The sequence below is a fragment of the uncultured Aliivibrio sp. genome, from assembly GCF_946479765.1.
Lineage (GTDB): Bacteria > Pseudomonadota > Gammaproteobacteria > Enterobacterales > Vibrionaceae > Aliivibrio.
This window is the reverse complement of the sequence record NZ_CAMLHO010000015.1, coordinates 22,303-48,429: the sequence shown is the minus strand read 5'-3', so window position 1 is coordinate 48,429 and position 26,127 is coordinate 22,303. Positions and strand designations below refer to the sequence as shown.

Below are 26,127 nucleotides of genomic sequence, written 5' to 3'. Positions count from 1 at the left end.
AGGTGAGAATACTCACCCTTTACTTCGGTATTACGCGGCGCTATGTAATGTAAAGTCACCAATCAGTGCGCTATAGAATTCACTGTTATCTAAAATGCCAACTAATTGACTATGTTCAACCAGTAAAATTGGGTGATTACTGAGTTGTTTTAGTTTTATCGCATCGCGCATACCAATTTCTGGGCTTGCGATAACCAATGTTGAATGATTGATTAAAGACAGATCTGTCGTTGATTCATCCCATTGAATTAAAGTGAGCGTTGGCTGACCTTCAATGTTCAATTTACCTTGGTGTTGATTTACCCAAAGATTTTTAGCATCACAAATCTTCCAACAGTCATTTTCTTGCTTAAGCGAATCGAGAGGCTGCATTAATGAGCGGCCTTTTAATACATTCAATGGATTTGTGTGAGCCACAAAATCTTTCACGTATTCTGTTTTCGGGTTAAGCACGATGTCTTCTGGTTTACCGTGCTGAATTAATTTACCCGATTCCATGATAGCAATGTTATTGCCAATTTTTAACGCTTCATCTAAATCATGGCTAACAAATAAAATGGTTTTATTTAGCTTTGTTTGTAATAGAAGAAGTTCATCTTGAAGCTGAGATCGAATAAGAGGGTCAAGTGCCGAAAATGGTTCATCCATTAATAGAATGTCGGTATCCATCGTAAACGCTCGGGCTAAACCAACCCGTTGTTGCATACCGCCTGAAAGTTCATGAGGGTATTTCATTTCCCATTCAGCAAGGCCAACCATTTCAATTTGTTCACGTGCTCTTGCTCGGCGTTCATTTTTTGCGATGCCTTGCATTTCTAAACCAAAAGCGACGTTATCAAGCACAGTAAGCCATGGCATTAATGCAAAGTTTTGGAAAACCATCGAAACACGTTGAGTACGTAAATGGCGTAAGGTTTCTTCATCACACAGAGCGACATCGACAAGTTTGTCGCCATTCTTAATCATGAGCTCACCGCGGCTTACTTCGTTTAATCCGTTAACGGCGCGAAGCAGACTTGATTTACCTGAACCGGATAATCCCATTAGAACGCAAATCTCGCCTTCTTTAACTGAAAGAGAGACATTATCAACACCGACAACTTGGCCTATCTCGTCGATAATCTCTTGGCGAGTTTTCCCTTGGTCTAATAATTCCAACGCTTGTTTAGTTTTTTTTCCAAACACCACATCGAGGTTTTTAATAGTAATTGCATCCATGGTTATACTTCCTTCTGATTCGGTGCTTTACATAAGCGGTCAAGAATAATAGCGACAAGAACAATGGCTAATCCTGCTTCAAAACCTTGTGAGATATTAACGGTGTTAAGCGCTCGAACCACGGGTTTACCTAAGCCGTCGGCCCCTACGAGTGCCGCGATAACAACCATCGATAATGACAACATAATACACTGGGTAATGCCGGCCATTATGCTCGGTAGGGCGGCGGGTAATTCGACTTTGAGTAATAATTTCATGCGGCTTGCACCAAACGCTTTGCCTGCTTCAATTAACTCTCCCGGCACTTTTGTAACACCAAGATACGTAAGACGAATAGGGGCGGCGATAGCAAAAATAATGGTAGAAATTAAGCCCGGAACAATGCCTAAACCAAACAACACTAACGTTGGAATTAAGTACACGAACGTGGGTACGGTTTGCATTAAATCAAGGATTGGTCTTAGTACGGTATAGAGCCAAGGTCGGTGTGCGGCCATTATCCCAATCGGTACGCCAATTAATACGGAAATCGTTGTCGCTGCAAAAACAAGGACAAAGGTTTCCAGCATTTCTTGCCAATAGCCAAGGTTTAGAATAGTGAGTAATGCGACGACGACAAAAATCACTAATGATGGTTTTCTGTGTAAATACCACGCAATAGCAGCGGTCATAAGAATAGGAAGCGCAGGTGGCATCCATTTAAATACATCGACTAAAAATAGGATAATAGTTTCTAGAAAAAATGAAATGGCATCAAAAAAACCAGCGGCATTGATAGTTAACCAGTCAACGCCTGTTTCCATCCATTGCCCAACAGGGATTTTGTGCTCAGTAATAAAATTCACAATATTTCCTTAAATGACTGGTGGGCCGAAACCCACCATTATTGATTAAGCTTTAACTTGTTTTAGGTATTCAGTAACTGATTTATTTGCGGCGTCACCTTGCAGTGATTTCACATTCTCAAGCCATGCTTTTACTTGTTGTGGATTTTTGTTTAACCACTGTTGAGCCGCTTTCTCTGGCGTCATTTTTTGATTTAGAATGTTTTCCATCAATTCATTCTCCATCTCAAGACTGAACGCTAGATTTTGTAATAACTGTCCAACATTTTTACATTCAGAAAGGTAATTCGATCGAACGTTGGTATACACGCTTGCGCCGCCATAGTTGGCACCAAAGAAGTCATCGCCACCTGATAGATATTCCATTTCAACATTGCTGTTCATTGGGTGTGGAGCCCAGCCTAAATAGACTATCCATTGACTGCGACGAACGGCGCGTGATACTTGAGAAACCATACCTGCTTCACTTGATTCAACAACACTGAAGTCTTTAAGACCAAACGCGTCAGTATCAATCATGGATTGGATAATGCGGTTGCCATCGTTACCCGGTTCGATTCCGTAGATACGGTCTTTGAACTTGTCGGCATTTTTAGCTAAATCTGCAAAGCTTGTAACGCCTGCGTCGTACACATATTTTGGTACGGCAAGTGTGTATTTAGCGCCTTCTAAATTGGCACGAACGGTTTCTACTGTGCCCGCTTCACGGTATTTAGCGATATCCCCTTCCATGGTTGGCATCCAGTTACCTAAGAAGACATCAATGTCGCCATTTGCCATTGAAGAGTAAGTGACGGGAACAGAAAGAAGATCGGTTTTAGTTTTATAGCCCATGCCTTTAAGTAGTTCAGAGGTTACAGCGGTTGTTGCGGTGATGTCTGTCCAACCGACATCTGCAAAACGAACGGTTTCACATTGATTTGCATATACGTTAAAAGCGAATGAGCTGATCGCTAATGTGGCAAGTGTCTTTTTTGTAAGTGACATAATAATTCCTTGTAATGATTCCTTTCGCCATTGGGTATAACGGCGCTGCTGACTGTATTTTTTGTGTTTCTTATTATTTAAGAAAGCGTGTTTGCTTCTCTTATTGGTGCGTTTATTCGTTGTTTCTCTTCCCATTCTGGTGCTATCCAAACGGGGGCGTGCTCCCCTGTGAGCATAGGGTTGCCAAGAATGAAATCGGCGGCACGTTCTGCAACCATAATGGTGGGTGCATTTAAGTTTCCGTTCGGAATGGTTGGGAATGCAGAAGAATCGACAACGCGTAAATTCGTAATTCCACGTACGCGGCACTGTTCATCGAGTACAGCCATTGGGTCTTCTTTATTGCCCATTTTGCAGCCACAAGAAGGGTGGTAAGCACTTTCTACATTTTGCTTAACCCATTCATCAATCGCCTCGTCAGACGTGACCTCAATACCCGGTTGAATTTCTTCACCACGGAATGCATCCATTGAGGGTTGAGAGAGAATTTCACGAGTAAGGCGAATGCAATCGCGCCAATCTTGACGGTCACCTTCGGTTGATATGTAGTTAAAAATGATATTTGGCTTCGCGTGTGGATCAGAAGAGGTAATTGACACGGTTCCGCGGCTTTCTGGTTTATTTGGACCAACATGAACTTGAAATCCATGGCCATCAAATGCGGCTTGTCCGTCATAACGCATCGCCGCAGGTAGGAAGTGGTATTGAAGATTGGGCCATTTCAAACCTTTGCGAGAGCGAATAAAAGCACACGATTCAAAGTGGTTTGTTGCGCCTAACCCTTTGCGAGTTAATATCCATTCGGTGCCTATTAAGCCTTTACTTACCAAGCCCAGTTTACTGTTAAGCGTAATAGGTTCTTTACAATGATATTGGAAGTAAATCTCAAGGTGATCTTGCAGGTTTTCACCAACGCCGGAAAGCGGATGTTTAACTTCTACACCTGCGTTTTCTAAGACGGCTTTTGGACCTATGCCTGACAGTTGAAGTAATTGAACTGAGCCAATTGAACCTGCACTTGAAATGACTTCTTTATTCGCATGCACATTGATAATTTTTCCTGATTTTTCAAACTCAATACCGATGGCTTTCTTGTCTTCAAGTAGAATTTTTCTTGCGACAATGCTTTTCATTAGCGTTAAGTTAGGACGCTTTAAAGCACGACGAAGATACGCGTTTGAGGTAGAGGCTCTAACGCCTTTATCTACCGTCATGTGCATTGGGCCAAAACCTTCTTGTTGATACCCGTTGTAGTCTGATGTTTCTGGGTATCCTGCGTCTTTACCTGCATTGATGAAGGCTTGATATAGAGGATTAAGTGTCATGTCATTGCCATTACACGTACCTAAAGGGCCTTCGCCTCCGCGATATTGATCAGCACCTTTACTCCATGTTTCTGCTTTACGAAAGTAAGGTAAGCAGGCTTGGTAGTTCCAGCCTGTCGCGCCATTCTCTTCCCATTCGTCATAATCACAGGCGTGTCCACGAACATAAACCATGCCGTTGATCGATGAGCTTCCACCAAGTACTTTACCGCGAGGGCAGTGCAATTGACGTCCATCGAGTCCTGATTCTTGTTGGGTCTCGAACTGCCATGCGTACTTTTCAGAGTTCATAGGGTAAGAAAGAGCCGTCGGCATTTGGATAAAAATACTCTTATCCGTACCGCCTGCTTCTAATAATAAAACGCTGTGTTGACCGCTCTCTGTTAGCCTATCCGCTAACACACAGCCGGCCGAACCCGCGCCGACGATAATATAATCGTAGCGTTGTTCCATGTCTGTATTCTCCGTGACGTCTAGCGCGTAGGGCTAGACGTTTTTATTGGAAGGGCAAATTAAGCGTAAGGGCTAGCGAAATCACCAAGCTCTATTAATATGCTTTTGGTTTGCGTGTAATGCAGTAGCGTTTCAGGGCCGTTTTCACGTCCAACACCCGAATGTTTATAACCGCCTACTGGCATTTCTGCAGGAGAGTCTCCCCACGTGTTTACCCAACAAATCCCCGCTTGCATTTGATGAATAACTCGGTGAGCTCGTGATAAGTTTTGAGTGAAAATACCGGCAGCAAGCCCATATTTAGTGTCGTTTGCGCGGCGAATAACCTCGTCTTCGTTTGTGAATTTAAGGACAGACATAACAGGGCCAAAGATCTCTTGTTGAACGTGTGGCATATCGTCTTCGCAATTTACAAAGACGGTAGGAAGCACAAAGTTACCGTTTTCTAATCCTTTGTCGGTCACTTGATAGCCGCCAGTAAGCAGGGTTGCACCTGACTGTTTGGCTTGCTCAATGGCCTCTAATACTTTTGCTAAATGCGCTTTTGAAATGAGCGCACCGACTTGGGTTTCGATGTCCATTGGGTCACCGACAATCAGTTTTTCAGTACGAACTTTAAGCTGGCTAATGAACTCGTCATAAAGGCTTTCATGAACAAAAACACGAGTACCATTAGTACAAACTTCACCTTGAGTGTAGAAGTTTGCCACCATCGCTGCGGATACGGCATCATCCAATTTTGCGTCATCAAAGACGACCATTGGTGATTTTCCGCCAAGCTCCATTGTGACTGATTTTAGTGTTTTTGCACTGTCAGTCATGACTGCTTTGCCTGTTCCTGTTTCACCTGTGAAAGATACTTTTGCGATATCAGGGTGTGCAGTCAGCATTTGACCAACACGATAATCACCTTGAACGACGTTGAACACGCCATCTGGCAATCCCGCTTCAGTAAATATTTCGGCCAGTTTCAGTGCCGTTAAGGGCGTTTCTTCTGACGGTTTGAAGATCATCGCATTACCCGCCGCTAATGCCGGTGCTGATTTCCACATGGCGATCTGGATAGGGTAGTTCCACGCACCGATGCCAGCACAAATACCAAGTGGCTCACGACGAGTGTAAAAAAATTGGCTTTCACCCAGTGGTTGTTGGTTACCTTGCATTGCAGGAACCAACCCAGCGAAATATTCAATCACATCCGCACCAGACGCTACATCAACTTCTACTGCTTCTTGAAGTGGTTTACCGGTATCCATAACCTCAAGCATTGCAAGGTCATTGTTTCGTTCTCTAAGTATTTTTACGGCGTTGAGAAGAATACGGCTGCGTTCAATGGCGGTCATGGCAGACCATACCGCGAAACCACGCTTTGCCGATTCAATAGCAAGCTCAAGATCGGCTTGAGAGGCTTGGCCTAGCTGTGCAATGGGTTCGCCATTAGCAGGATTAATGCTAGTGAAGCTTTCTCCAGACGTTGCCTGAATAGACTGACCATCGATGTATAACGAATTCATTTCCATTTTAATCTCTGACTTAATAATTATTATGAGTGGTTTTTATTTTTTGAATAAAATGAGAGTTGTTTTTCAAGGTAATCGTTAATGACGGTACGTGCTTTATTTGCGTCAATGCCTTCAGGGTTCAATGTGCCTCTTAGCCATATACCATCAATTAAAGACGCTATCCCGTGAGCAACGAGATCAGCTTGCTGATAATTAAACATTTTTTTTAATTCAATTTTCAAATGAGACAGCAGTCGTTTTTCATTTACACGCTGTAAACGCTTTAATTGAGCGTTATGCATCGAGTAAGACCAGAACGCGAGCCACGTTTTAGCGACTTCGTTTTCTGCTTGATAGCCTTCAAAATTACCATTGATAATGGCATTGATGCGTAGTTGATGAGCGTCAACAGGTAAGGATTTTAATTGAGATGTAATGGTATTGGAGAGTTGGCGAAGGATCTCACGCATGGTTTCTTCAAGTAGTCCGTGCTTACCGCCGAAATAGTGATTTATGATCCCTGTTGATACACCAGCCTCTTTACTAATTAAAGCAATGCTCGCTGCGTGTAGACCGACACGACCAATAACGGTCATTGTCGCTTTGACGAGTTGTGGTTTTCGTATGTCAGGCATCCCTACCTTGGGCATTTGCTGTCCTTTTATTTTTTATTGAACGTTCAATTAATTATAAAATGACAGATATTTAGTTAGAGTTCAAACTATTATTTTGTTGGGGTTTTGCTTTTTTGTGCTGATTGTTTATTTTAATTGCGTTAAAACAGTTAGTTACCTCTGGTTGTTCATTTGTTAATTATTATGTCGGAAATATTAATATTTGAACTATAACTATTTGAGGTATAATTATTTTGAGTGATGTGAACAATAATTTTTTTATAGTCATGCTTTAAATTTTACATCTGGTTGTATAATAGGTCCTAAGCTATTGATAAAATTTGCTTTCTTTATTGCTTCTTTTCGGTTAGTAACGTTGATTTTTTTATAGATGTTATATACGTGCGTTTTTACCGTACTTTCTGAAATAAATAGGTCGCTTGATATTTCTAAATTTGAATCTCCTCTAATGACTCGTTTAAATATTTGAATCTCTCTTTTGGTTAGGCCGGACAGTATTGCCTCCGACTTGACAGTATACGAGCGTGCATTGGATAAAATATGTGACATTAATTTTCTCGGTAGCCACAAATCGTCGTCACATACCGCTTTCAAACAACGTGTAAGGTGCTCAATAGGTGCATTTTGATAAATTATCCCTTTTAAATTAAATACATTGAATAATTGCATTACAGCAATACTTTGTCCTGTAATATCTTCAGGGACATCATAAATCACCCATTTACTTGGCTCTAGTTTTGATATGGTGATGTTGATATCTTTGATATCGCTCAAGAGTAAGTAGTTAATGAGAACGACATCAAATTTTTTATGATTACGTGAGTGCTCAATACCAAAAATACATTCTCTATTGAAAGAAAAATCACTGTATTTTTCTATTTCTCGTTGTATAAACTGGTTGTTAATGCAGTTGTCACCAATTAGGAGTATGTGTTTTAAATTATTTTTATGGTCATACATAACTTATTCCGAAACTGATAGTTCATATTTTGATTATATCATGTTGTATTTTATATAATTACGTTACATATCTTAAGATTTATACAATTGTATATTTAGGGCTGCTGTGAAAGTCGAGGTTCAATAGAAATTTGTAATGTATCATTATATTGTCCTCCCGGTTTGTTCTCTGTTTTACCAATGATAAAACTCAAAGGAATGGGTTGACCAATCGTAGCAGCGAGACGTTGAACGCGTGCATCCAGTTGTGTAATATTTACTCTATCATTATCGAGGGTAAGTTGATATGGAATATCCCATTTAGTGTCGTTAGATTCATGGCGTAGCTTTCCTTGATGAGATGATTCCAAAACGATGGTATAAGCTGTATTGCTTTGAACCCATAGATTAGGTGCAGAACGAATCACCTTGTTTGAATATAATGTTCCTAGATCAAGGTCATAATGTTGTTGGGTTAACCCATAAAAGTGAATTTTTGCAGCGGGTGGGACGTTAACAGAAATAGGTAGTGAGCTAGGGCTGATTTCTATTTGTTTGTTATCTGAAGCATAAGAAGGTGAGACTTCTAAAAGCCCTCGATACGTTCCTGATACTAACCATTGCTTGCTCGGGAAACGCATTTGTATTATTGCGGAAGGTTGACTGTCGGTTAATGATAGGTGCCATTGATTAGCCACAGGCATACCAACGAGACCACTCCAATCAAAGTTAAGTTTGTCTTGGTTTGACCCTTTTAGCGATCGACTGGTATCGTTAAGTTGCAAAACTAGATTCAACTTGCAAGGTTTTCCGATTATATTCGCTTCTATACGGTAAGTATTTATCGTCGCGAAAGTTCCTGCGCTGAAAACGTCATATTGTGATTGGGATGAGGTGGGTTGAATAGTTAACGCACTAGCTTCGCATCCAAATGCAGAAGGAGCATGGCTTATGGCGATGAGGCTCAATGCTCCCCAAAGAACTTGTTTATTCCACATACAAATCTCCTAGTCTTATCAAGTTGTCACTGCGTTCACTTAGAGTAATGATGACTGACTCTTGTTCTTTAGTGTCGAGTACTAACTGGTACTTACCTAGCTTTAATCCAGAGATTGCAAATATGCCGTTACGATTGGAAAAGAAGTCAATCGGTAACTGTTTTTCTTCACCAAGGTAATGTGCCGCTCCCGCGACAAGTGAAATAGGGTTGTTACTTTTACTATCGAACAGCTTGCCAATAACGGTTAATACAGCATCGGAGCCTATCTGTAGTTGGAAGCCCTGTTTATAGCCAGGCTTAACCCAAAAAGCACCATCACCTAAGTCATATCCAGGTGGTAAGTTCTCAACCTCGTAACTGACTACTTGACCATTATAAGCGACAAGGTCCGGAACCATGACATTTGCATTTCCTTTAAGGTAAACACGTGCGTACTCACCATCTTTTGTTGGGTCGATAGCCACGTCATTTTTTGCGAGGCTTTCGTGCTTGCTAACAATAGCAAACGCTTCGCGCACCGGTCTGCCTATCGTCACAGATGAACCAGCAAAAGCAAGGGCACTACTTATAGTCACGTCAGTACTGTGATTTCGTTTTTCACCACTAATGTCTTCAAGCCGTGAAGCGTGGGTTGCATTTAATTCATAACGGTTTGCCGTGTAGTTAATACCAGCATCCATATCGGCATCCGTTTCTTCGTTAGTAATTACACTCGCAAATCCCGATATCCCCCCTGTGTTACCAATATTATTCTGATAGCTGTAATCTAAGGCGGCTTCATTGAGCTCAGTGGTGTAACGACCGACGACACGAGTTTGTCGGCTAAGAGGCAAACTTATGGTGACTGTGGTACTAATGTCATCGTCTTCGGTTGCGTTATGCCGATAGTTAACGCGTACACTCCAGGTGGCGGGAGTATTAAACAGTCCGTCCGATAAACTCGGGCTAATCAGCCAATAATCGTTATCTTTGTCTACTCCTGCGCGATAATTGAAGGTCATGGCGGCACGTAAAGATTGACAAAGGTAAATGGAACTGAATGCAGATACATAATGGGTGGTTAAGTTGATATCGATATCGGAAGCATCAAACCCTGAAACCCCAGTAAAATTGTTGGCCAGATATTCATAACTCACACTTAGTTGTGGGGACAGCGTGTTCGTATTGGAAAACTCCGCATCGAACGCAAATTTGTAAGCGTCGCCAGTTCCAAATGTAGGGTGTTCGCTACGCGAAGCATTGAGTTCAGTGACGCCCCATGTAGAAGCAAGTAACGCGGTGGCACCATATTGGTAAAGATCTTCACGGTTTTGGAAGTTGGTACCTAACGTTAACCAAGGGCTAATACCTACATCAAAATAACCATGAAAAATACGCTCGTCGGTTAGGTATTCTAGTTGTCCATTTTGTAATTCGGAAGGCGCTCCATACATGATGCTATATTCAAACTCACCGCTATTGAGCAAGTTGTTACCGGTTGCAATAGAAAACTCGATGCGTTCTTCATTCCCTGAGCGGTCGGTGATGACAAGTACAATATCATTGCTACCTTGCGCTAGGGGGATGTCACTAAGGTTATAGCTACCAGCGCCTAGCGTTAATCGTTGGACTACAATCCCATCTATATAGACATCGACATTTGAGGATCTTTGAAGTGTGAATGATTGATTGGCTCGTGGTCGTGCATTTCTGGTTGGAATGAGTGTAAAATCTCGAGTTAAGCCAATACCAAGTATGTCGGAGCTGTCTTGAAAAGATTTCCCACTGTTGTACATATCGCCGAGGACAAGTCGTGTGCCTTGTTCTGCAAAGTCAATATTAAGACGAGATCCTTCTCTTACGTATTGCGAATCTTGTGATGAACTGTTTTCTAAATAGGATTCGTATTCAAAGTTTAGAAAACTAACGTTAAGTGCTGAGTCGAATTGACCGCGATAGCGATCCTGTCTTGACGAAGACTGATCGACATATTGGCTCTCATTGGCAGAAAGGGCAACGTTAACGTATCCACTTAACAAACTTGGATCAGCATAGTTATAAAAATCATCGGCGCCGTTCATAGACAGTTGCTGGGTTAAGCTAAATTTGGGCGGTACCGTCACTACACATTCTAATGACGAAAAATCGAAACTCAGACCCAGTCCTACGCTCTCAAAATCTTGCTGTGACAGCACCTCATCGTCTGTAGTGTCATTGAGTTTATCAATACCTTCTTGAGTTACGACGGACGAAAGGAGAGAGAGCGTGCTTTCCTTCGGTAACAAAATTTCGTTGTTTGCGGTAATGATAATATCCGCCTCACCCAGTATCGTGTCACTTATCCTTAACAAAGAGGTAAGTTGAATATCTCGTCCTGTCGAGTTCAAGACCATTTCTTGACCCCAAGCCGCAGGGATTAAGGCGGCACAATAAAAAAATACTAATACCAAGACATACAAAACTTGCCACATCTTGTGATAGGTTTCAGTTTTCATACCCATGGTAAGTGCCCACTGGTAAGTAATTTAAAGAAGAAGGCAAAGTAATAATGGAGCGTGGTGGAATAAACTGCTCACCTAAAGCCTCATGTACTTGTTGGTTATGAGATTCGAGCCCCGTAAAATGAAGTAACGATGTATAGGTAAATCGCGATCCTGAATTAGTGAGTGTTAGTTTGCCTTGTTCATCTATGTGCAATTTCACGTCAGGCTCTAACGAGGATGAGTGAATGTGCAACAACGCATTGTAGTGAACTTGTAGCTTGATACCGGTCGTTAGACTGGTGGGCTTATTCATTTTTGCGTTGTTTTGGCCAATATTCACGGTACTGAAACGAACGAAGTAACTATGGGAGGTTTCGAGAGTTTGGTTTCCCAACCACTGTATACGGAATACTTGGCGTTCACCAGGTGCCAACATTGCAGCTGGTGGAAACACAAAAATCTCTTCATTCGATAGATCTGATGTTTGGAACGTGCCATCAGATAAGAATTTCAAACGACGGATGTTAGCTTCAAGTGGAAGATCCTGTGTTGAGTTGTTAGTCACAACCAGTTGCGATGTTGTCCTGTGATCTGTGTTGAGCTCGATGACGGTTGGAAACAGTGTAACGCCAAACGTTTGCGCACACAGAGAGCAATAAATGAGCCCACCCAAGATATAACGTCTCATTGCTATTGATCCTGCTCTATTTCAATCGATAGGGTGTTCACGTCATAATTTTTAAGAGGCTGCATTTCGAAAAATCGAGTGGAGTAGGGAAGGACTAAAGTACCCGGAATACGTTTAGCGATTTCAATGCCTTTTAAATAGGTTGAATTTTTACCATCAGAGATCTTCCATGTTGTATTGGTTAATCGACCATAACTATTACCACTGTTAAGCACTTCAAGAACCCATTTGTTGTTTTTGTTATTTTGTTCGATACTTTTAATTTCTAGCTCAGAAACCGTGTTCTGAGGTCGCACGTTGATAAGCGTATTAAATTGAAGTAAAAGACTTACTTGCCCTTGATTACTGCTCGCTCTTTGAACTTTTACTTGCTTAACTGCAACACGAAAAGCTTTTGATTCTGTGATGGAAGGATCGCCTAAATATCGCACCATAATCGATTGCGATCGTCCAGGCTCAATAATTGCGGTCATCGGAATCACCAATAGCTCGTCATCTGCAGGCGTAGTGGTCTCTTTTCCATATTTGTCCATTGTCATAAATACTGGAGACAATTCAACCGTGAGTGGTTCGGTAGAAGAATTTTCAACCCTCATGGTCATTTGAGCTCTTTTGCCAAGCGGTGTCATTTCCATAGACATCGGTTCGACTTTGAACGCATGAGCGGACAAACAAGTGAATGACAATAGGAAAAGAACGATCCATTTATGCATGATCCATTTATACATAGCGAGAGCTCCAAATTAAACTTAAGTAATTAATAAGATTAAGTCGGAGGCTAAATAATAGCCCCCGACTTATTTAACCTCTAATTTGAGGTGATATTTACGGTTAATGTATCTGAGTAGCCACCTGCCCATGGGGAGGTTTCTGTCGTAATAATCTCAATAGATGCGGCGAAACCTGTCGCTAATGCGCTAGAACCGGCATAAGAATTACTGACTGAAACGTCATTTTGACCTGGGCCCCCTGGTGCATTAAGCGTGAAAGCAGCGAAGCTTGCATCTGAAGGTGTAAATGTTGCATCGTAGGTAAGAGCGTAGTCTTCGCTATCGTCTGACTCTAGACCCCCTTCAGCACTTGTCAGTGTCACTGTTGCGCCATCGACGTCATTACACTTCATGTTAAGACCACTAACTGAAAGGTCTTGAATTTGAGATACGTCACCAAAGTCCATCAGTTGTGTTGAAAGACCGGTAACTTCACATATAGGTGAAACAAAACCAACTAACTGGACATCACCAGGAGCGGCTTGAACTTGAGCACCAAAAATAGCGGTGACTGTTGCTACGTAGAGTGTTAGCTTTTTCATTAGAAATTCCTTTATCTTAAATGATTGGCTCGAATACTTCTGAGCGTATGCAATTCTGCAAATGCATTGCAGAGTTTTCACTTTGTCGCGCTATGGATCGAAGGGTAAACTTCAATCTCAATAACGTCTTGATAATAACCTGCGAAATGCAAGCCATTTTCGAGTGCTACCTTAAGGCTCCCTTGTTGGGAGAAAGGAATAACACCAGAACTGTCTATCATTACTGATGATATAAGTTGGCTGCTGTGCCGACTTTCATAAAGACGAAGATCATCTATTTGTAATGACAAGTTGTAACTCTCAATAATATCAACACCTTGTTGTTGATATTTTAGACCACCATATTTGGAGTTAATCGTTATACCTAACGGGCGGTTACAATACACATTAAAAGGCAATGATTGCACCTTATGGCGCTCCGTAAATTTCATGATGTTGCCAGAAGAAAAATTTATTTCGCATCGATCTTTTATCTGACCGTTAATTCCTAACGTTAAAGTATTAGCGCTAGCATAAAATGAAAGTGACAGACTAAAAATTAACGTGGAGGCGATGAAGTTATGAATAAACCAACATACTCTAACCATAATGACATCTCTCGCAAATTGAATGTAACTGGTTACTTAACTATTAAAATTATAAGAGTTAAAAAAAATGGCGAAGTACTAAAAAAAGTTGATTATTAGAAAAAGTATGAGATTTAGTATGAATTTAATGTCAGGGTTCGAGATTAAATTTTAGATAATAATTTTATATTCAATTAGATACATGTTTTTTGTCTAAGTACCAGTTTGACTGAGTATTTTTATTGAATTGATAAAGTTGGAATTATGGTCTACGCGTTTGTTAAACATAGGAAGTTGTGATGATCTTTTCCTCCGTATCGCTATCAGTGTGACAGTTATTAATAATATAAATACGACTCTAAAACGTACGTTTAGACACTGAATGATGCGAGGTGAAATAGTAATAGTGGATAGTGATTAATATAAGCATCGAATTATTTATCATCACTTATGAATGGCTGTTTTAATTTAGGAGGTAATGAAATAGCAATAAAAGCGACATAAATCTTCAATATTACTGTCATAAATTCTCTTTAGTCTGCTTCTTATTATATAAAACGGTCGTATAAAAATAACAATTTCAAAAGGGAAGTATGATGAGCAAATTTGTAGAGAAAGAATCAGATTTTAGCAACATGGTGAATGCTCGTTTATCTCGTCGAGGTTTTTTAATGGGAACCGCGGCGGCAGGTGCAGGCGCTTTTTTAGCGCTAAATCCAGTAGCGAAAGCCATCGCAGGTAGCATGGATAATTCATTATTAAATTTTGAGGCAATTACCACTTCTACCAGTGATTCTATTCTTCTTCCTAAAGGTTATAGCTCTAGTACGTTGATGTCGTGGGGAGATCCAATCTTTGCTAACGCACCTCAATTTAACCCTAACGGTAAGCAAGACTCAAAAGCACAAGCTCTGCAATTTGGTGATAATACCGATGGTATGAGTGTATTCCCTTTATCAAAAGATCGCGCCATTCTTGCGGTCAATAATGAATACACCAATTATGAGTACTTGTTTGCGCATCAAGGCAAAGCAATGACGGCAGATGATGTTGTCAAAGCACAAGCTGCGGTAGGAATTACCATTGTTGAAATCGTAAGAAAGAACGGTCAATGGACGATGGATCCAACAGGTAAAGCAAACCGCCGTATTACCGCAAATACAGAAATGGAAGTGACTGGCCCTGCAGCTGGGCACGATTTATTGAAAACCAAAGCAGACTCAACAGGCAAAAAAGTATTGGGGACTTTCAATAACTGCGCAAATGGAGAAACGCCTTGGGGCACCTATTTAACCTGTGAAGAAAATTTTGATTCCTTTTTTGGTTCAGAAACAAACGTAAAAGTAAGCGCAGACGACAAACGTTACGGTATTGATGCTGAGCAAAGTAAATACCAATGGCATAACTTTGATGACCGTTTTGATGTCGCTAAAAATCCGAATGAACCAAATCGCTTTGGCTGGGTGGTTGAAATTGATCCGAATGATCCAACATCAACGCCATTAAAACGTACTGCGCTAGGTCGATTTAAACATGAAAATGCCGCATTAGTGGTGAATGATGATGGTCATGTCGTGGTGTATCTTGGTGATGATGAACGTGGCGAGCATTTGTATAAGTTCGTATCAAAAGACATATACCAAGAAGGTAATAACGCTGCCAATCGTAACCTTCTTGAAGAAGGCACCTTGTACGTTGCTAAATTTGCAATGAAAGACGATAAGTTAGAAGGCGATGGCCAGTGGCTAGAACTCACTTATGGTAAGAATGGATTAACCAAAGAAAACGGATTTAATAGCCAAGCTGAAGTGATGATTTTTGCTCGTCGAGCAGCAACACAAGTGGGCGCAACCACAATGGACAGGCCTGAATGGGTTGCCATTCATCCAGATAAAAAACACGTTTTCTGTACATTAACTAATAATAAATATCGTGGGGTAAAAGAAGGTCAAGATGTCGATGGCGTTAATCCACGAGCTGAAAACCATTATGGTCAAATTGTTCGTTGGGTACCAACTAATGCAAATCATGTGAGTGATACATTCCAATGGGATTTGTACCTAATAGCAGGGAATCCAACGGTTCATAAAGGCAATTTGTACGCTGGCAGTGACAACATCAATAAAGACAATATGTTTAATAGTCCTGATGGTATTGGTTTTGATAAAGCAGGACGTCTATGGATTCAAACCGATGGTAATTACTCAAACAAAGGAGACTTTGCAGGACAGGGTAATAATCAAATGTTGTGTGGTGATCCTGAAACAGGCGAAGTGCGTCGTTTCTTAACTGGGCCAATTGGTTGTGAAATTACCGGACTCACTTTTTCTGAAGATCAAAAAACCATGTTTGTTGGTGTGCAGCATCCATCTGGACACTTTCCTCAAGGGGGAGATAGCAAACCACGCTCAACTATTGTGATGGTGACTAAAGATAATGGTGGTGTGATCGGCAGTTAGGATCGCTATATTTAGATATAAAAAAGTGGCCTCATTACGAGGCCACTTTAATTGAAAGTGTTGAAGTGATAGTTATTAAGTGTCTACTTCTTTTCTTCTTCTACAGTCCAATGGATAACGACTTCTTTTTTACCCCATTGTCTTGCTTTATCAACATCTTCACCCATGTAAATATCAATCTTCTTTTTCCAGCGCTTATTCATTTTATCTAGTACTAGATAGGTGCCATCAAGTCCTTCGATTGTTACTTCTTGATTATGAGTAAGGCCCATATCGATAAGATCTCTTGATACCGCAATTGATTTCATGCCTGGTTTCAATATATCGCCCCAAGCTGCAAGATTTGGTGTGTCATCGGTTTCACCAACACTTGATGTGTATGCGCTTGCGGTTACTTTTAGAGATTGTTCACCTCCTCCACAGCCAAAAAGTGATGTCATAGTGAGTGCTGCAAGAAGATAAAAACGAATTTTCATTATTGTTTTCCTTTGAATAGAAGGGGTTGATACATAATAAATGTATCCGTACATAATACCTTTTTCTTCGGTTGATGCTTTGCTAAATATTGAGACAATCTATTATTTAATAAACTAAGCACTACATCATCACCAAGCTTGCGGTGCCCAAGAAAGCGAAGAAGCCAACAACATCAGTGACAGTAGTTAAGATTACGGAGCCAGCCAATGCAGGGTCTAATTTAAACTTATCCAAGGTGATCGGAATAAGAACACCAAATAGAGCTGCGGTAATGATATTAACTATGATAGCGAGTGAAATGGTTGCCCCTAAAGCAAAGGATTGGAACCATGCACCAGCAAGACCACCGATGATTAATGACCATAACAAACCGTTGATTGAGCCAATCCCCAATTCATTCTTTAATAATGCAAAACGGTTACCAGGAGTGATTTGATTGAGAGCCATTGCACGAACCATTAAGGTTAATGTTTGGCTGCCAGCAATACCGCCCATAGAGGCCACGATTGGCATTAATACTGCCAGTGCAACGACTTGGGTGATGACATCTTCAAATAACCCAATGGTTACAGACGCTAATATTGCAGTCAAAAGATTAATACCAAGCCAAACGCCACGTTTTTTTGAACTCTTAAGGATAGGAGAGAAAAGATCGTCGCCCTCATCCATACCTGTACCCGCCATTAAACGAGTTTCGTAAATTTCACGTTGGGTATTAATCGCAAATTGCCAATCAAGTTGCCCAATTAAAACGTTATCGTCGTCGATAATCGCCACACTGGGTACGGCTGAGTGTTCAACGGCTTCAATACTTTCATTGAGAGGTTGGTGCACATTAAGAACTAAGCAATCTTCTAATTTCAATGTGTTGATTTTAACTGAATCGTCAGCAGTTAAAATATCCGTGTATTGCACAATACCGTGAAACTTATGCGCTCGGTTAATTAAGTGCATATATTGATGTGATTGAAATAAATTTGTTTTTAACAGTTTTTTAGCTCGCCCAACACTGACATTAAAAGGCAGTGTTGCGATTTTTCTATCCGCCCAGTGACCAACTTCGTCATCTTCATACTGCTTTGCATCATCATATAAGTCGAGCTCATCACGGTTGATGAGTTGCAAAGCAAGACTGAAAATATCGTCAGGGAGAGATTCTGCCCACTCAATTAATGATAAGTTATCCAGTTTAGCTAAGGTGAAGTTTAACTCTGCTTCTGACAGCTCTTCTAGAATGGCAACACGAGCATCAGCTCGCATTTCAGTTAATACTTCAATGTGCATTTCTAATGGCAAATGTCGCCATAATTGCACACGATCATCAACTGGAAAAGATTCTAAAATACGCGCAATAGAACCGGTATCTAACCCGTTTTCTACAAATTCACCCAATAAGCTTATTTGTTGCTGTTGGTCGTCGGCATTGAATAGCGTTTCGAGTTGGAATGATAAATCTTGATGTTCGTTCAATGTCGTACTCCGTGGATGGAAGCAGGATTTAAAAGTAATGCGTGATTATAGTAACTAGAAAGCGTTTATTAAACCCTTTAATATAATGATTTACCTAAGTGACAGATAAAATTAAGGACTAAGTAGAGCCCTCAAGTTTGTTTCTACACTTAATCTGAACAAGTTAAACGCTTTTCGTGACCATGTTTGGGTCAATTGCCGTAATTTGTTCGATAAGTTCAGCTTTGTCGCTTTTTTCTTGCCACACTAAATACAATGCTTGTTCCATTACAGGGGCATCTTCAACGACATAGAGTTCTTTATTCTCAACGCTTTGATTAATCACAGGAGCGGGTAAATAACCAACGCTTGGATGAGTCATTAAATAATCTAACGCCATGCGAGAAGAGTGGCTGTACAAAATAGGCGTTTTTTGTAATTCACTAATTTTACTGTGTTGAATTGCAAAGCGAGCCCCCCAATCCAAATAGACTAATGGCAAAGTGTGAATGCTGCTCATTGTGCAATTTTTGACTTGTGAAACTAATTGCAGTTGATAATCTCGTATTTTAAAGACACGAATGCCATCAATCTTTGGCGGTTCACTGGTAATAAAAAGATCGACACTTTTATCTAGCAATGACTTCGCAAGATCTTGTCGTGGGATTGATTCTAACCGTAATGCTAATCCTGAAACAGTATCATAAATACCGTTGATCCAATCAGAAATACCATCAAATTCCCAAATTAAAGCACTCGCTCCAATGGTGATTTGTGAATTATATTCTTCCGTTAGAGCTACATCTTGTTTGGCTCGTCCCCAGGTTTGCAAAATAGCTTCGGCATAAGGAAGTAATCGCTCACCGGCAGCAGTTAATTGCACATTATGTCGTTGACGAGTAAATAAAGAATTGCCTAATTGCGATTCTAATTGGCGAACACGAAAGCTCACTGCCGATTGGGTGAGAAATAAATGCTCTGCAGCACGCCCAAAATGACGCGTTTTTGTGACTTCTAAGAAGGTTTTAAGCAGATCAGTATCCAATGTTATTATCTCTTTGGTGTCGGTATTGCTAACAATAAAATATTTTAATTGAAAGCGCTAATATTTTTTGTTGTACAAAGGGGGCAAGCTGAATTACATATATGTTTTTTGTGGTTACAACGAAGCATAAATGAGAATAACGACGAAATTTTATGACGATAAAAACTTCAAGAGAGGTTTTAGTCGCAGTGGTTTTACTATCCGTGAAGCGACAATTTTAGAAACATACGGTCGAACTATGCAATCTTTGCTAAATGGAACCATAATGCCTGAGTCTGACGCAGAGCATCGGTTTGTTGCGCAAGTTGAGCATCAACCAGTAGAGATTTCAGAGTTTGCCGTATGTTGGTTGAAGTACCAAGATAAGATTAACTTTAAACCTAAATTCTTCACCTTGTGTGGAACTCAGCGTTCGCAAGACAGCTCTGAGGAGAGTTATTCATCAGACGATGATTAAACTTACGACATAGTAATGATACATAGAACCCCAATAGTTGGATTGCCAATTATTGGGGTTTTTTATTGGATTTATTCTTTACGCTTATTTTAAGTAGGGGGCTAACTCTTTTGCCATAAACTCGGCAATCCAAGGTTGCGCTTCTAGTTTTGGATGCAATCCATCTTTCATTATCCATTCTGGCTTTACGATCACCTCTTCTAAGAAAAAAGGCAGTAAAGGGATGTCATGCTTCTCACTTAATTTTGGATAGAGTGATCCAAACGCTTGGCTGTAACGTTTTCCATAATTAGGTGGTACTTGAATTTGCATTAGCAAGGGGTGAGCGTTAGCCATTTTAATTTGCGTAAACATCATTTCTAAATTGGCGTTAATTTTTTGTGGTGGAAAGCCTCGTAATCCATCGTTTGCTCCTAATTCAATTAAGACATAATTAGGTTGATGCTGCTCAAGTAGGGTAGGTAATCGATCTAATCCATTACCTGTTGTATCACCAGAAATACTGCCATTAACTACCTCTGTTATTTTGCCTAGTTTTTCTAGTTGTAGAGGCAGCAATGAAGGCCAGCTTTGATCAATAGGCATGTTATAGCCAGCGCTTAAGCTATCACCGAGGATCAATAGCGTTTGGCTATTGGCTTGTTTAAGAATAAATAATTGGCTACTTAATAGCACTAAAAAAAGAGTGAGGAATTTACGCATGTTCAACCTTTAGATAATCGAGTCTCAATAGAATAACAGAAATAGGGATACCAACGAATAAGCATTAGTTAAAGAAGTGTAAAGGAAATTGCAGTTCTTATCGTGCTTGGGTATACAATATGCGGAATAGCATGAAAATAATAGCAAAGGGAAATGACAATGACAGCGGCCATAAAAGTGAGCTCAGTAGGAAAATCAGTACTTTCTAACGAGGCTGAATTAACCATTTTAAAAGACATCTCTTTTGAGGTTCAATCAGGGCAAAGCGTCGCGATTGTAGGAACCTCTGGTGCCGGTAAATCAACCTTAATGACCTTGCTTGCAGGATTAGATATTCCAACCTCTGGTGATATTGAATTATTAGGGCAAAGCCTATCTCAGCTTGATGATGAAGCTCGTGCTCAAATACGCAGTGAATCGATTGGTTTTGTGTTTCAAAGCTTCTTACTTATCCCTTCTTTAACCGCACTTGAAAATGTCACCTTGCCTGCGATTTTACGTGGTGAAGGTGAAGATATTGCAAAAGCAAAACAGTTGTTAGATTCAGTTGGCCTTGCAGGGCGAGAAACACATCTTCCTTCTCAACTTTCAGGTGGAGAGCAACAACGCGTAGCATTAGCGCGAGCGTTCATGACTCAGCCTCGCATTCTTTTTGCAGATGAACCAACAGGTAATTTAGATCAATCCACTGCGGAACATATTATTGAACTCTTATTTGAGATGAACCAAAAACACGGCACTACATTGGTTCTTATTACTCATGATCCCAAATTGGCAGAGCGATGTGAGCGAACACTTACCATCAATGCAGGGCAGATCCACGAAGAGGTGAAGTGAAATGAAGGAAAAATCATTAACGACAACATCTTCTCGAAATAGAAAGTCTTTAGGAAACAATCGAGCGTCTGGTAACAAAATGATATTACGCTGGAGTTGGCGTGAGATCTGGCAAGGACAGCTGTGGCCTGTAATGGCAGCATTAACCTTGATTGTTGCTTGTGTTGTCGCCTTGTCTGCGTTGGCGATTCGAGTAGAAAAAGTCATGACAGATCAAGGTCGCTCCATGATGGCGGCGGATCTGGTGTTTAGTTCAGCCAATCCAACCCCTGAACTGATTTTGCAACAAGCGCATGATCAAAATTTAGTGTTATCTTCTCAAGTGCGCTTTCAAACCATGGCATTCAGTGATTCAGGAATGCAGTTGGTGAGTGTGAAATCGGTAGAAAGTAATTACCCACTTCGCGGTGAGCTCTTATTAAACGGGGCTGATAACCAAATCCATAACCAAGTTAAACCAGGAGAAGTGTGGATCGCGGATCGCCTTTTATCGTTATTGGAACTCAATATTGGTGATGTTATTGCCATTGGTGATGCTGAACTGCCAATCAGTGGCGTGATTGAATCGGAACCTGAGTTAGCGTTTAACCCATTTCGTACCATGCCAAGTGTGTTTATTCATCAGGCAGATTTAGATAAAACAGGCGCTATTCAATTGGGCAGCCGCGTTAAATATCGCACCTTATTTAAAGGTAATGATAAGGCAATCTCTCTATTGCAAAGTGATTATGAGTTGCAAGCAGGAGAGCGTTGGATAAGCGAAGAGACTCAAGGTCGCACCGCTGATCTAATGCAAAAAGCCAAACAGTATTTGTCACTGACTATCTTGATGGTGATATTAATGGCATCCGTCACCTTAGTATTAACGTGTCAGCATTATGCGACCAGTCGTGCTAATACTGTTGCCATGTTAAAAAGCATGGGCGCAAGCAAGCAGTGGTTGAAACGTTGGTTATTAAGCCAAGTGGGTTTGATGTTCTTTACTGGTGTGGTGGCAGGTTCGTTAATTGGTCTGGGATTAGAGTTATTACTGCGTATTCCACTGGCAGGTATTTTACCAGAAGACTTACCAAGTTACGGTTGGCAGCCATTTGTGTTTGGCTCGGTTGTGGCGCTGTTTATCGGTTTACCCGCTTTAGGCATCCCACTATTGCGTTTATTAGACACTCCTGCGATAGCGGTACTTCAATCTCAAATCACCGCATCGTCTAAAAAAGGCTTGTGGTTAATTGCGGTACCAGTGGTGGCTTTCTTATTTATGTACGGCAATAACAGCCTAGTCTGGATGGTATCAGTTGGTTTAGTGGTGCTGTTTGTCTTACTTTCTGGTATTAGCTATGGCTTAGTGCATCTGTTTGGGCGCTTTAAATGGGGTGCGGCGATGACCCTAGCGCTTAGTCGCATTAAACGTTCTCCAAAAAACAGCATGATGCAATTAGCCGCATTGTCGGGTTCATTAATGTTAGTTGCCGTGATCTGGTTAGTGAGAACCGATTTACTAGGGGATTGGCAACAAACGCTTCCACCTGATGCTCCGAATGTATTTGCGATGAATATTGCGCCTTATGAGCAACAAGAATACTTACAAGCATTAGATAATGAAAAGCTAGATAGATCGGATGGTTATCCAATTATTCGTGGTCGTTTAACTGAAATTAACGGGGAAAGCACTAAAGAGAAAATGAAAGGCGAAGGACAAGGCTCAGATGCACTACGTCGTGAGATTAACTTTACGTGGCGTGATGAGTTGCCGGTTCATAATCAAGTCACAGCAGGGGCATGGACGAAAGAAAATGGAGTCTCTGTTGAGCAAAATGTGGCGAATGATTTGGATATTCAAATTGGCGATACGTTGAGTTTTTCGGTAAACAGCCAACTCTTTTCTGCTGAGGTAAATTCTATTCGTGTTGTGGATTGGCAGAGCATGAAACCGAACTTCTATTTTATCTTCACGCCCGATGTGATTGCGGATTTACCTGCCACTTGGTTAGTGAGCTTTAAAGTCGATGACAACGAAAATACGCTATTGAATCAACTGGCTCGTGATTACCCCACGGTAAGCTTATTGGACTTTAGGACCATGGGTGGCAAAATCCAAGCGATGCTTGCTCAAATTACGTGGTCACTGAGTGTTTTAGCTGGTTTAGGCGTGGTGAGTGGCGTGTTGTTGATATTCACTTTACTGCGTTTAAGTCTGTATCAGCGTCAACGTGAAATTACCCTTTATCGAACTCTTGGAGCAAGCCGTCAGCGTATTAGCCAGACATTATGGAGTGAATATGGGGTCATGGCATTAGCAGCAGGTTTTGTGGCGGTGATGGGGGCAGAAGCAATCGTATTTAGCTTAGTGAAATGGGGCTTTAAGCTTGAGCCCACATTGCACATAGGTATGTGGATTGTGTTGCCATTACTCGCCATGATGATTGTATTTATGAGTCTGGTCAGTGTGATAAAACAGTTACTAAAACCATTGAAATAAGCATTTATATTCGTTAATTTAATAATACGATTGAAGGAAGAAGATATATATATTCTTCCTTCAATTGACGATTCAATATGATTTTTTAGATTCAATTATTATATTCTTTTAATCAAAGATACATAAGATAGCAAGTTAAATTTATGGCATGGAGTGCTTATATATCAATAGGTTAATTATTGGTTTCAAACGTTGCCAAGATGTTTTATGAGGAAAGTATAAAAATAATCTAGTGATTGATATAATTAAAAACTAAGAGTAGTCTGAAAAATAGACTTAATTGAACTACTATATATTTATAACTTTTTTTGGTCTTGATAATAAAATCAAGTTACAAATGTTAATGTGGTTTTATTTACTATTTATATAATGACACTTAAGGCATTTATTTATGAAAAAGAGAACTATTTTATTCACACTGTTATTAGCATGTTCATCAACGCTTGCATTTGCTAACGATCAGCCTACTAATTATCAGGATGAATTTTCAAAGCCGATGGATGGAGTCAATACGGTAGCCTCTGTATTGAGCGCCAGTGCTGTTATTGACGATACTCCGATCCTATTAACCGGTTACTTAATTGAACCTTTAGGTAAAGAAGTTTACTTGTTTAAAGATGAGACGGGGTCATTAAATGTAAAAATTGATGGTGACAAAATGTCTGGCTTACAAGTAAAACCAAACGATAAAGTGACGATTAAAGGTGAGATAAATAAAGAAGATAATTACCTTATTTATGTAGATAGCATTACTGTTAACTGATCCGTATTCATCGTTATGGATTGAAACATATTAATTCTGTGAGTATGAGAAGCAATACATTACACTGCCTATCTTGCTTATTTAAAGGATTACTATGAAAGCTATATTTTTAACATTAGCCCTGACTTTTTCTGCGGGCGTTGCGGCAAATACAACGACTGAGTCAACGGATATGATTGATGACCAATCAATGGTTGTTAACGCGCCTGTAGATATGAAAGCCGTCATGAAAGAGATGAGATTAGAATATAAGCTAGGCGAGCGAGCGACGTCTCTTGAGGATATGAATCAAGTTGTGACTAAACTAGAATCTCTTATTGATCAGTTAAAGCAGGGCGAATACACCCCAGAAAAACAGGCCATGTATCAAGAAGGTTTTAATAAGTTATCGGCTTCTGTTGCGTTGGTTAAAGCAGAGTTGGATGCGGGTGATTTAGAGAAAGCACAAGCTGTACTTGAGCAAGTTGACGAACTACGAGTTGAATACCACAAAAAACGTAATCCAAGTATTTGGAGTAAGATCTTTGGATAGTAAAGCGGTCTAGTGAGTAAAAAAATGGAGCTAATCAGCTCCATTTTTGTTTTTAATTAACTGTTATATATCTTATCGAAATTCTTCTGATTCAAGTTAACCACAAAGCTTAGCTTTCTATTCCAATCATTGCTTTTTAAGCAACTATGCTTTGTTTTTTACTGTATTCTAACCTTTGATGACAAAGTCTATTCTTTAAACCTTAAATTACTTATGAAATTAAAGGCTAAGAATGAATACTATTAAGACTGCTACCGTTGCTTCATGTTTTTCTGTGACAGCTAAAATTATAATTAAAGACCTAATAGCATCGGGTACTAAAATTGTGGCTTTTGGCCGTAAAGGTGATGAAGAGCGTGCAAAAGAGATGGAAGATCAATATGGAGATAAAATAACAGTACTTCTTGGTGACTTATCAAATGAAGCTGAAAGTAAAGATCTTGTTACACAAGCTTCTGATATCTTAGGGAAAATTGAAGCTCACTATCATTGCACTGGTGTTTATACATGGGGACACTGGAAAGACATTGATGTTAAAGACGTGGATTTATTATTCAATGCTAATTTTACAACCGCTTTTGTGTTTGGTCGTGAAATTTTTAACGCAATGGAAAAAAGTGGTGGCGGCTCGATTATGTTCGTTTCAGCTCGTGACACAATCCGCAATATTTCAGCAGGTTTCGGTCCTTATATGGCGTCTAAACTTGCTTTGAATGGCCTTGTGGAAAGTATGGCAGCAGAAGGCGTCGCTTCTAATATCAAAATTAATGCTATTCTACCTACTATTATTAATACAGAAGTCAATCGAAGAGCGATGCCAGGCGCAGATTATTCAACATGGGTAGATCCGGCAGAGATGGCCGAGTTAATGATTGAATTGACGCAATCATCAAAAACAAATTTAAGTGGTTCTCTCATTGCTTTTAATGGAAAAATGCAATAGTTCAATAGTTCAATAGTTCAATAGTTCAATATTTTGAGATCATTGCTAGAAG

The 26,127-nt window shown here is 40.3% G+C and carries 24 protein-coding genes; 7 read left to right on the top strand and 17 right to left on the bottom strand.

The features are described 5' to 3' along the window. Positions 1-30: 30 nt before the first annotated feature. The 13 genes from choV to Q1K78_RS07765 all read right to left on the bottom strand — a co-directional run bounded on the left by choV (position 31) and on the right by Q1K78_RS07765 (position 13,953). Complete coding sequence (gene choV / locus Q1K78_RS07825) at positions 31-1,218, bottom strand: choline ABC transporter ATP-binding protein (protein WP_300176406.1); 1,188 nt, start codon at positions 1,216-1,218, stop codon at positions 31-33. 2 nt (positions 1,219-1,220) lie between these two features. Continuing rightward, positions 1,221-2,063, bottom strand: coding sequence for a choline ABC transporter permease subunit (gene choW / locus Q1K78_RS07820; RefSeq protein WP_045104423.1), 843 nt, complete (start codon positions 2,061-2,063; stop codon positions 1,221-1,223). Positions 2,064-2,108: 45 nt separating this feature from the next. After that, complete coding sequence (locus tag Q1K78_RS07815; RefSeq protein ID WP_300176398.1) at positions 2,109-3,050, bottom strand: choline ABC transporter substrate-binding protein; 942 nt, start codon at positions 3,048-3,050, stop codon at positions 2,109-2,111. Between the two features lie 77 nt (positions 3,051-3,127). After that, on the bottom strand, positions 3,128-4,828 hold the full coding sequence (gene betA, locus Q1K78_RS07810; RefSeq protein ID WP_300176395.1) for a choline dehydrogenase: 1,701 nt from the start codon (positions 4,826-4,828) through the stop codon (positions 3,128-3,130). Positions 4,829-4,887: 59 nt separating this feature from the next. Next, positions 4,888-6,348: a betaine-aldehyde dehydrogenase gene (gene betB / locus Q1K78_RS07805; RefSeq protein WP_300176392.1), complete on the bottom strand. Its 1,461-nt coding sequence runs from the start codon at positions 6,346-6,348 to the stop codon at positions 4,888-4,890. Between the two features lie 23 nt (positions 6,349-6,371). Beyond that, positions 6,372-6,980 carry a transcriptional regulator BetI gene (betI, locus tag Q1K78_RS07800; protein WP_300176389.1) on the bottom strand — a complete coding sequence of 203 codons (609 nt, stop codon included), beginning with the start codon at positions 6,978-6,980 and terminating at the stop codon, positions 6,372-6,374. A gap of 249 nt (positions 6,981-7,229) precedes the next feature. After that, positions 7,230-7,925 carry a response regulator transcription factor gene (locus tag Q1K78_RS07795; RefSeq protein WP_300176386.1) on the bottom strand — a complete coding sequence of 232 codons (696 nt, stop codon included), beginning with the start codon at positions 7,923-7,925 and terminating at the stop codon, positions 7,230-7,232. A 95-nt stretch (positions 7,926-8,020) separates the two neighbouring features. Continuing rightward, positions 8,021-8,902 carry a hypothetical protein gene (locus Q1K78_RS07790; RefSeq protein ID WP_300176384.1) on the bottom strand — a complete coding sequence of 294 codons (882 nt, stop codon included), beginning with the start codon at positions 8,900-8,902 and terminating at the stop codon, positions 8,021-8,023. Then, entirely contained in the window at positions 8,892-11,276 is a 2,385-nt protein-coding gene (locus Q1K78_RS07785) for a fimbria/pilus outer membrane usher protein (protein ID WP_300176529.1), read from the bottom strand. The genes Q1K78_RS07790 and Q1K78_RS07785 overlap by 11 nt, the downstream gene beginning before the upstream one ends. 91 nt (positions 11,277-11,367) lie before the next feature. Further along, the gene (locus Q1K78_RS07780) at positions 11,368-12,054 is read right to left on the bottom strand and encodes a molecular chaperone (RefSeq protein WP_300176381.1); all 687 of its coding nucleotides are present in this window, start codon (positions 12,052-12,054) and stop codon (positions 11,368-11,370) included. Positions 12,055-12,056: 2 nt separating this feature from the next. Then, complete coding sequence (locus Q1K78_RS07775; protein WP_300176378.1) at positions 12,057-12,782, bottom strand: molecular chaperone; 726 nt, start codon at positions 12,780-12,782, stop codon at positions 12,057-12,059. Positions 12,783-12,862: 80 nt separating this feature from the next. Further along, entirely contained in the window at positions 12,863-13,366 is a 504-nt protein-coding gene (locus tag Q1K78_RS07770; RefSeq protein WP_300176375.1) for a hypothetical protein, read from the bottom strand. A gap of 77 nt (positions 13,367-13,443) precedes the next feature. Next, on the bottom strand, positions 13,444-13,953 hold the full coding sequence (locus Q1K78_RS07765) for a hypothetical protein (RefSeq protein WP_366899674.1): 510 nt from the start codon (positions 13,951-13,953) through the stop codon (positions 13,444-13,446). Positions 13,954-14,528: 575 nt separating this feature from the next. On the opposite strand from Q1K78_RS07765, the gene Q1K78_RS07760 reads away from it, so the two are divergent. Then, the gene (locus tag Q1K78_RS07760) at positions 14,529-16,391 is read left to right on the top strand and encodes a PhoX family phosphatase (RefSeq protein ID WP_300176369.1); all 1,863 of its coding nucleotides are present in this window, start codon (positions 14,529-14,531) and stop codon (positions 16,389-16,391) included. Positions 16,392-16,474: 83 nt separating this feature from the next. Here the strand turns inward: Q1K78_RS07760 and Q1K78_RS07755 are convergent, their stop codons facing one another. From Q1K78_RS07755 to hdfR, 3 genes are all read right to left on the bottom strand, one after another. After that, positions 16,475-16,867, bottom strand: a complete 393-nt coding sequence (locus Q1K78_RS07755) for a hypothetical protein (RefSeq protein WP_300176367.1) — start codon at positions 16,865-16,867, stop codon at positions 16,475-16,477. Positions 16,868-16,988: 121 nt separating this feature from the next. Next, complete coding sequence (locus tag Q1K78_RS07750; protein WP_300176365.1) at positions 16,989-18,338, bottom strand: magnesium transporter; 1,350 nt, start codon at positions 18,336-18,338, stop codon at positions 16,989-16,991. A 163-nt stretch (positions 18,339-18,501) separates the two neighbouring features. Further along, on the bottom strand, positions 18,502-19,362 hold the full coding sequence (gene hdfR / locus Q1K78_RS07745; protein WP_300176363.1) for an HTH-type transcriptional regulator HdfR: 861 nt from the start codon (positions 19,360-19,362) through the stop codon (positions 18,502-18,504). Between the two features lie 130 nt (positions 19,363-19,492). Between hdfR and Q1K78_RS07740 the strand changes: the two genes are divergently transcribed. Further along, positions 19,493-19,819 carry a DUF413 domain-containing protein gene (locus Q1K78_RS07740; protein ID WP_300176360.1) on the top strand — a complete coding sequence of 109 codons (327 nt, stop codon included), beginning with the start codon at positions 19,493-19,495 and terminating at the stop codon, positions 19,817-19,819. An 84-nt stretch (positions 19,820-19,903) separates the two neighbouring features. Here Q1K78_RS07740 and tesA read toward each other — a convergent pair whose 3' ends face one another. Then, positions 19,904-20,521 carry a multifunctional acyl-CoA thioesterase I/protease I/lysophospholipase L1 gene (gene tesA, locus Q1K78_RS07735; RefSeq protein ID WP_300176357.1) on the bottom strand — a complete coding sequence of 206 codons (618 nt, stop codon included), beginning with the start codon at positions 20,519-20,521 and terminating at the stop codon, positions 19,904-19,906. A gap of 159 nt (positions 20,522-20,680) precedes the next feature. Here tesA and Q1K78_RS07730 point away from each other — a divergent pair, with 159 nt between their 5' ends. The 5 genes from Q1K78_RS07730 (at position 20,681) to Q1K78_RS07710 (ending at position 26,075) form a co-directional block, all read left to right on the top strand. After that, positions 20,681-21,358, top strand: a complete 678-nt coding sequence (locus Q1K78_RS07730) for an ABC transporter ATP-binding protein (RefSeq protein ID WP_122032236.1) — start codon at positions 20,681-20,683, stop codon at positions 21,356-21,358. 1 nt (position 21,359) lies between these two features. Continuing rightward, positions 21,360-23,837: an FtsX-like permease family protein gene (locus Q1K78_RS07725; protein WP_300176353.1), complete on the top strand. Its 2,478-nt coding sequence runs from the start codon at positions 21,360-21,362 to the stop codon at positions 23,835-23,837. 391 nt (positions 23,838-24,228) lie between these two features. Then, the gene (locus Q1K78_RS07720) at positions 24,229-24,600 is read left to right on the top strand and encodes a NirD/YgiW/YdeI family stress tolerance protein (RefSeq protein WP_300176351.1); all 372 of its coding nucleotides are present in this window, start codon (positions 24,229-24,231) and stop codon (positions 24,598-24,600) included. A gap of 94 nt (positions 24,601-24,694) precedes the next feature. Beyond that, positions 24,695-25,132 (top strand): cytochrome b562, encoded by a 438-nt coding sequence (locus tag Q1K78_RS07715; RefSeq protein WP_300176349.1) that lies wholly within the window; start codon positions 24,695-24,697, stop codon positions 25,130-25,132. A gap of 232 nt (positions 25,133-25,364) precedes the next feature. Continuing rightward, the gene (locus tag Q1K78_RS07710) at positions 25,365-26,075 is read left to right on the top strand and encodes an SDR family NAD(P)-dependent oxidoreductase (protein ID WP_300176346.1); all 711 of its coding nucleotides are present in this window, start codon (positions 25,365-25,367) and stop codon (positions 26,073-26,075) included. Positions 26,076-26,127 lie beyond the last annotated feature (52 nt).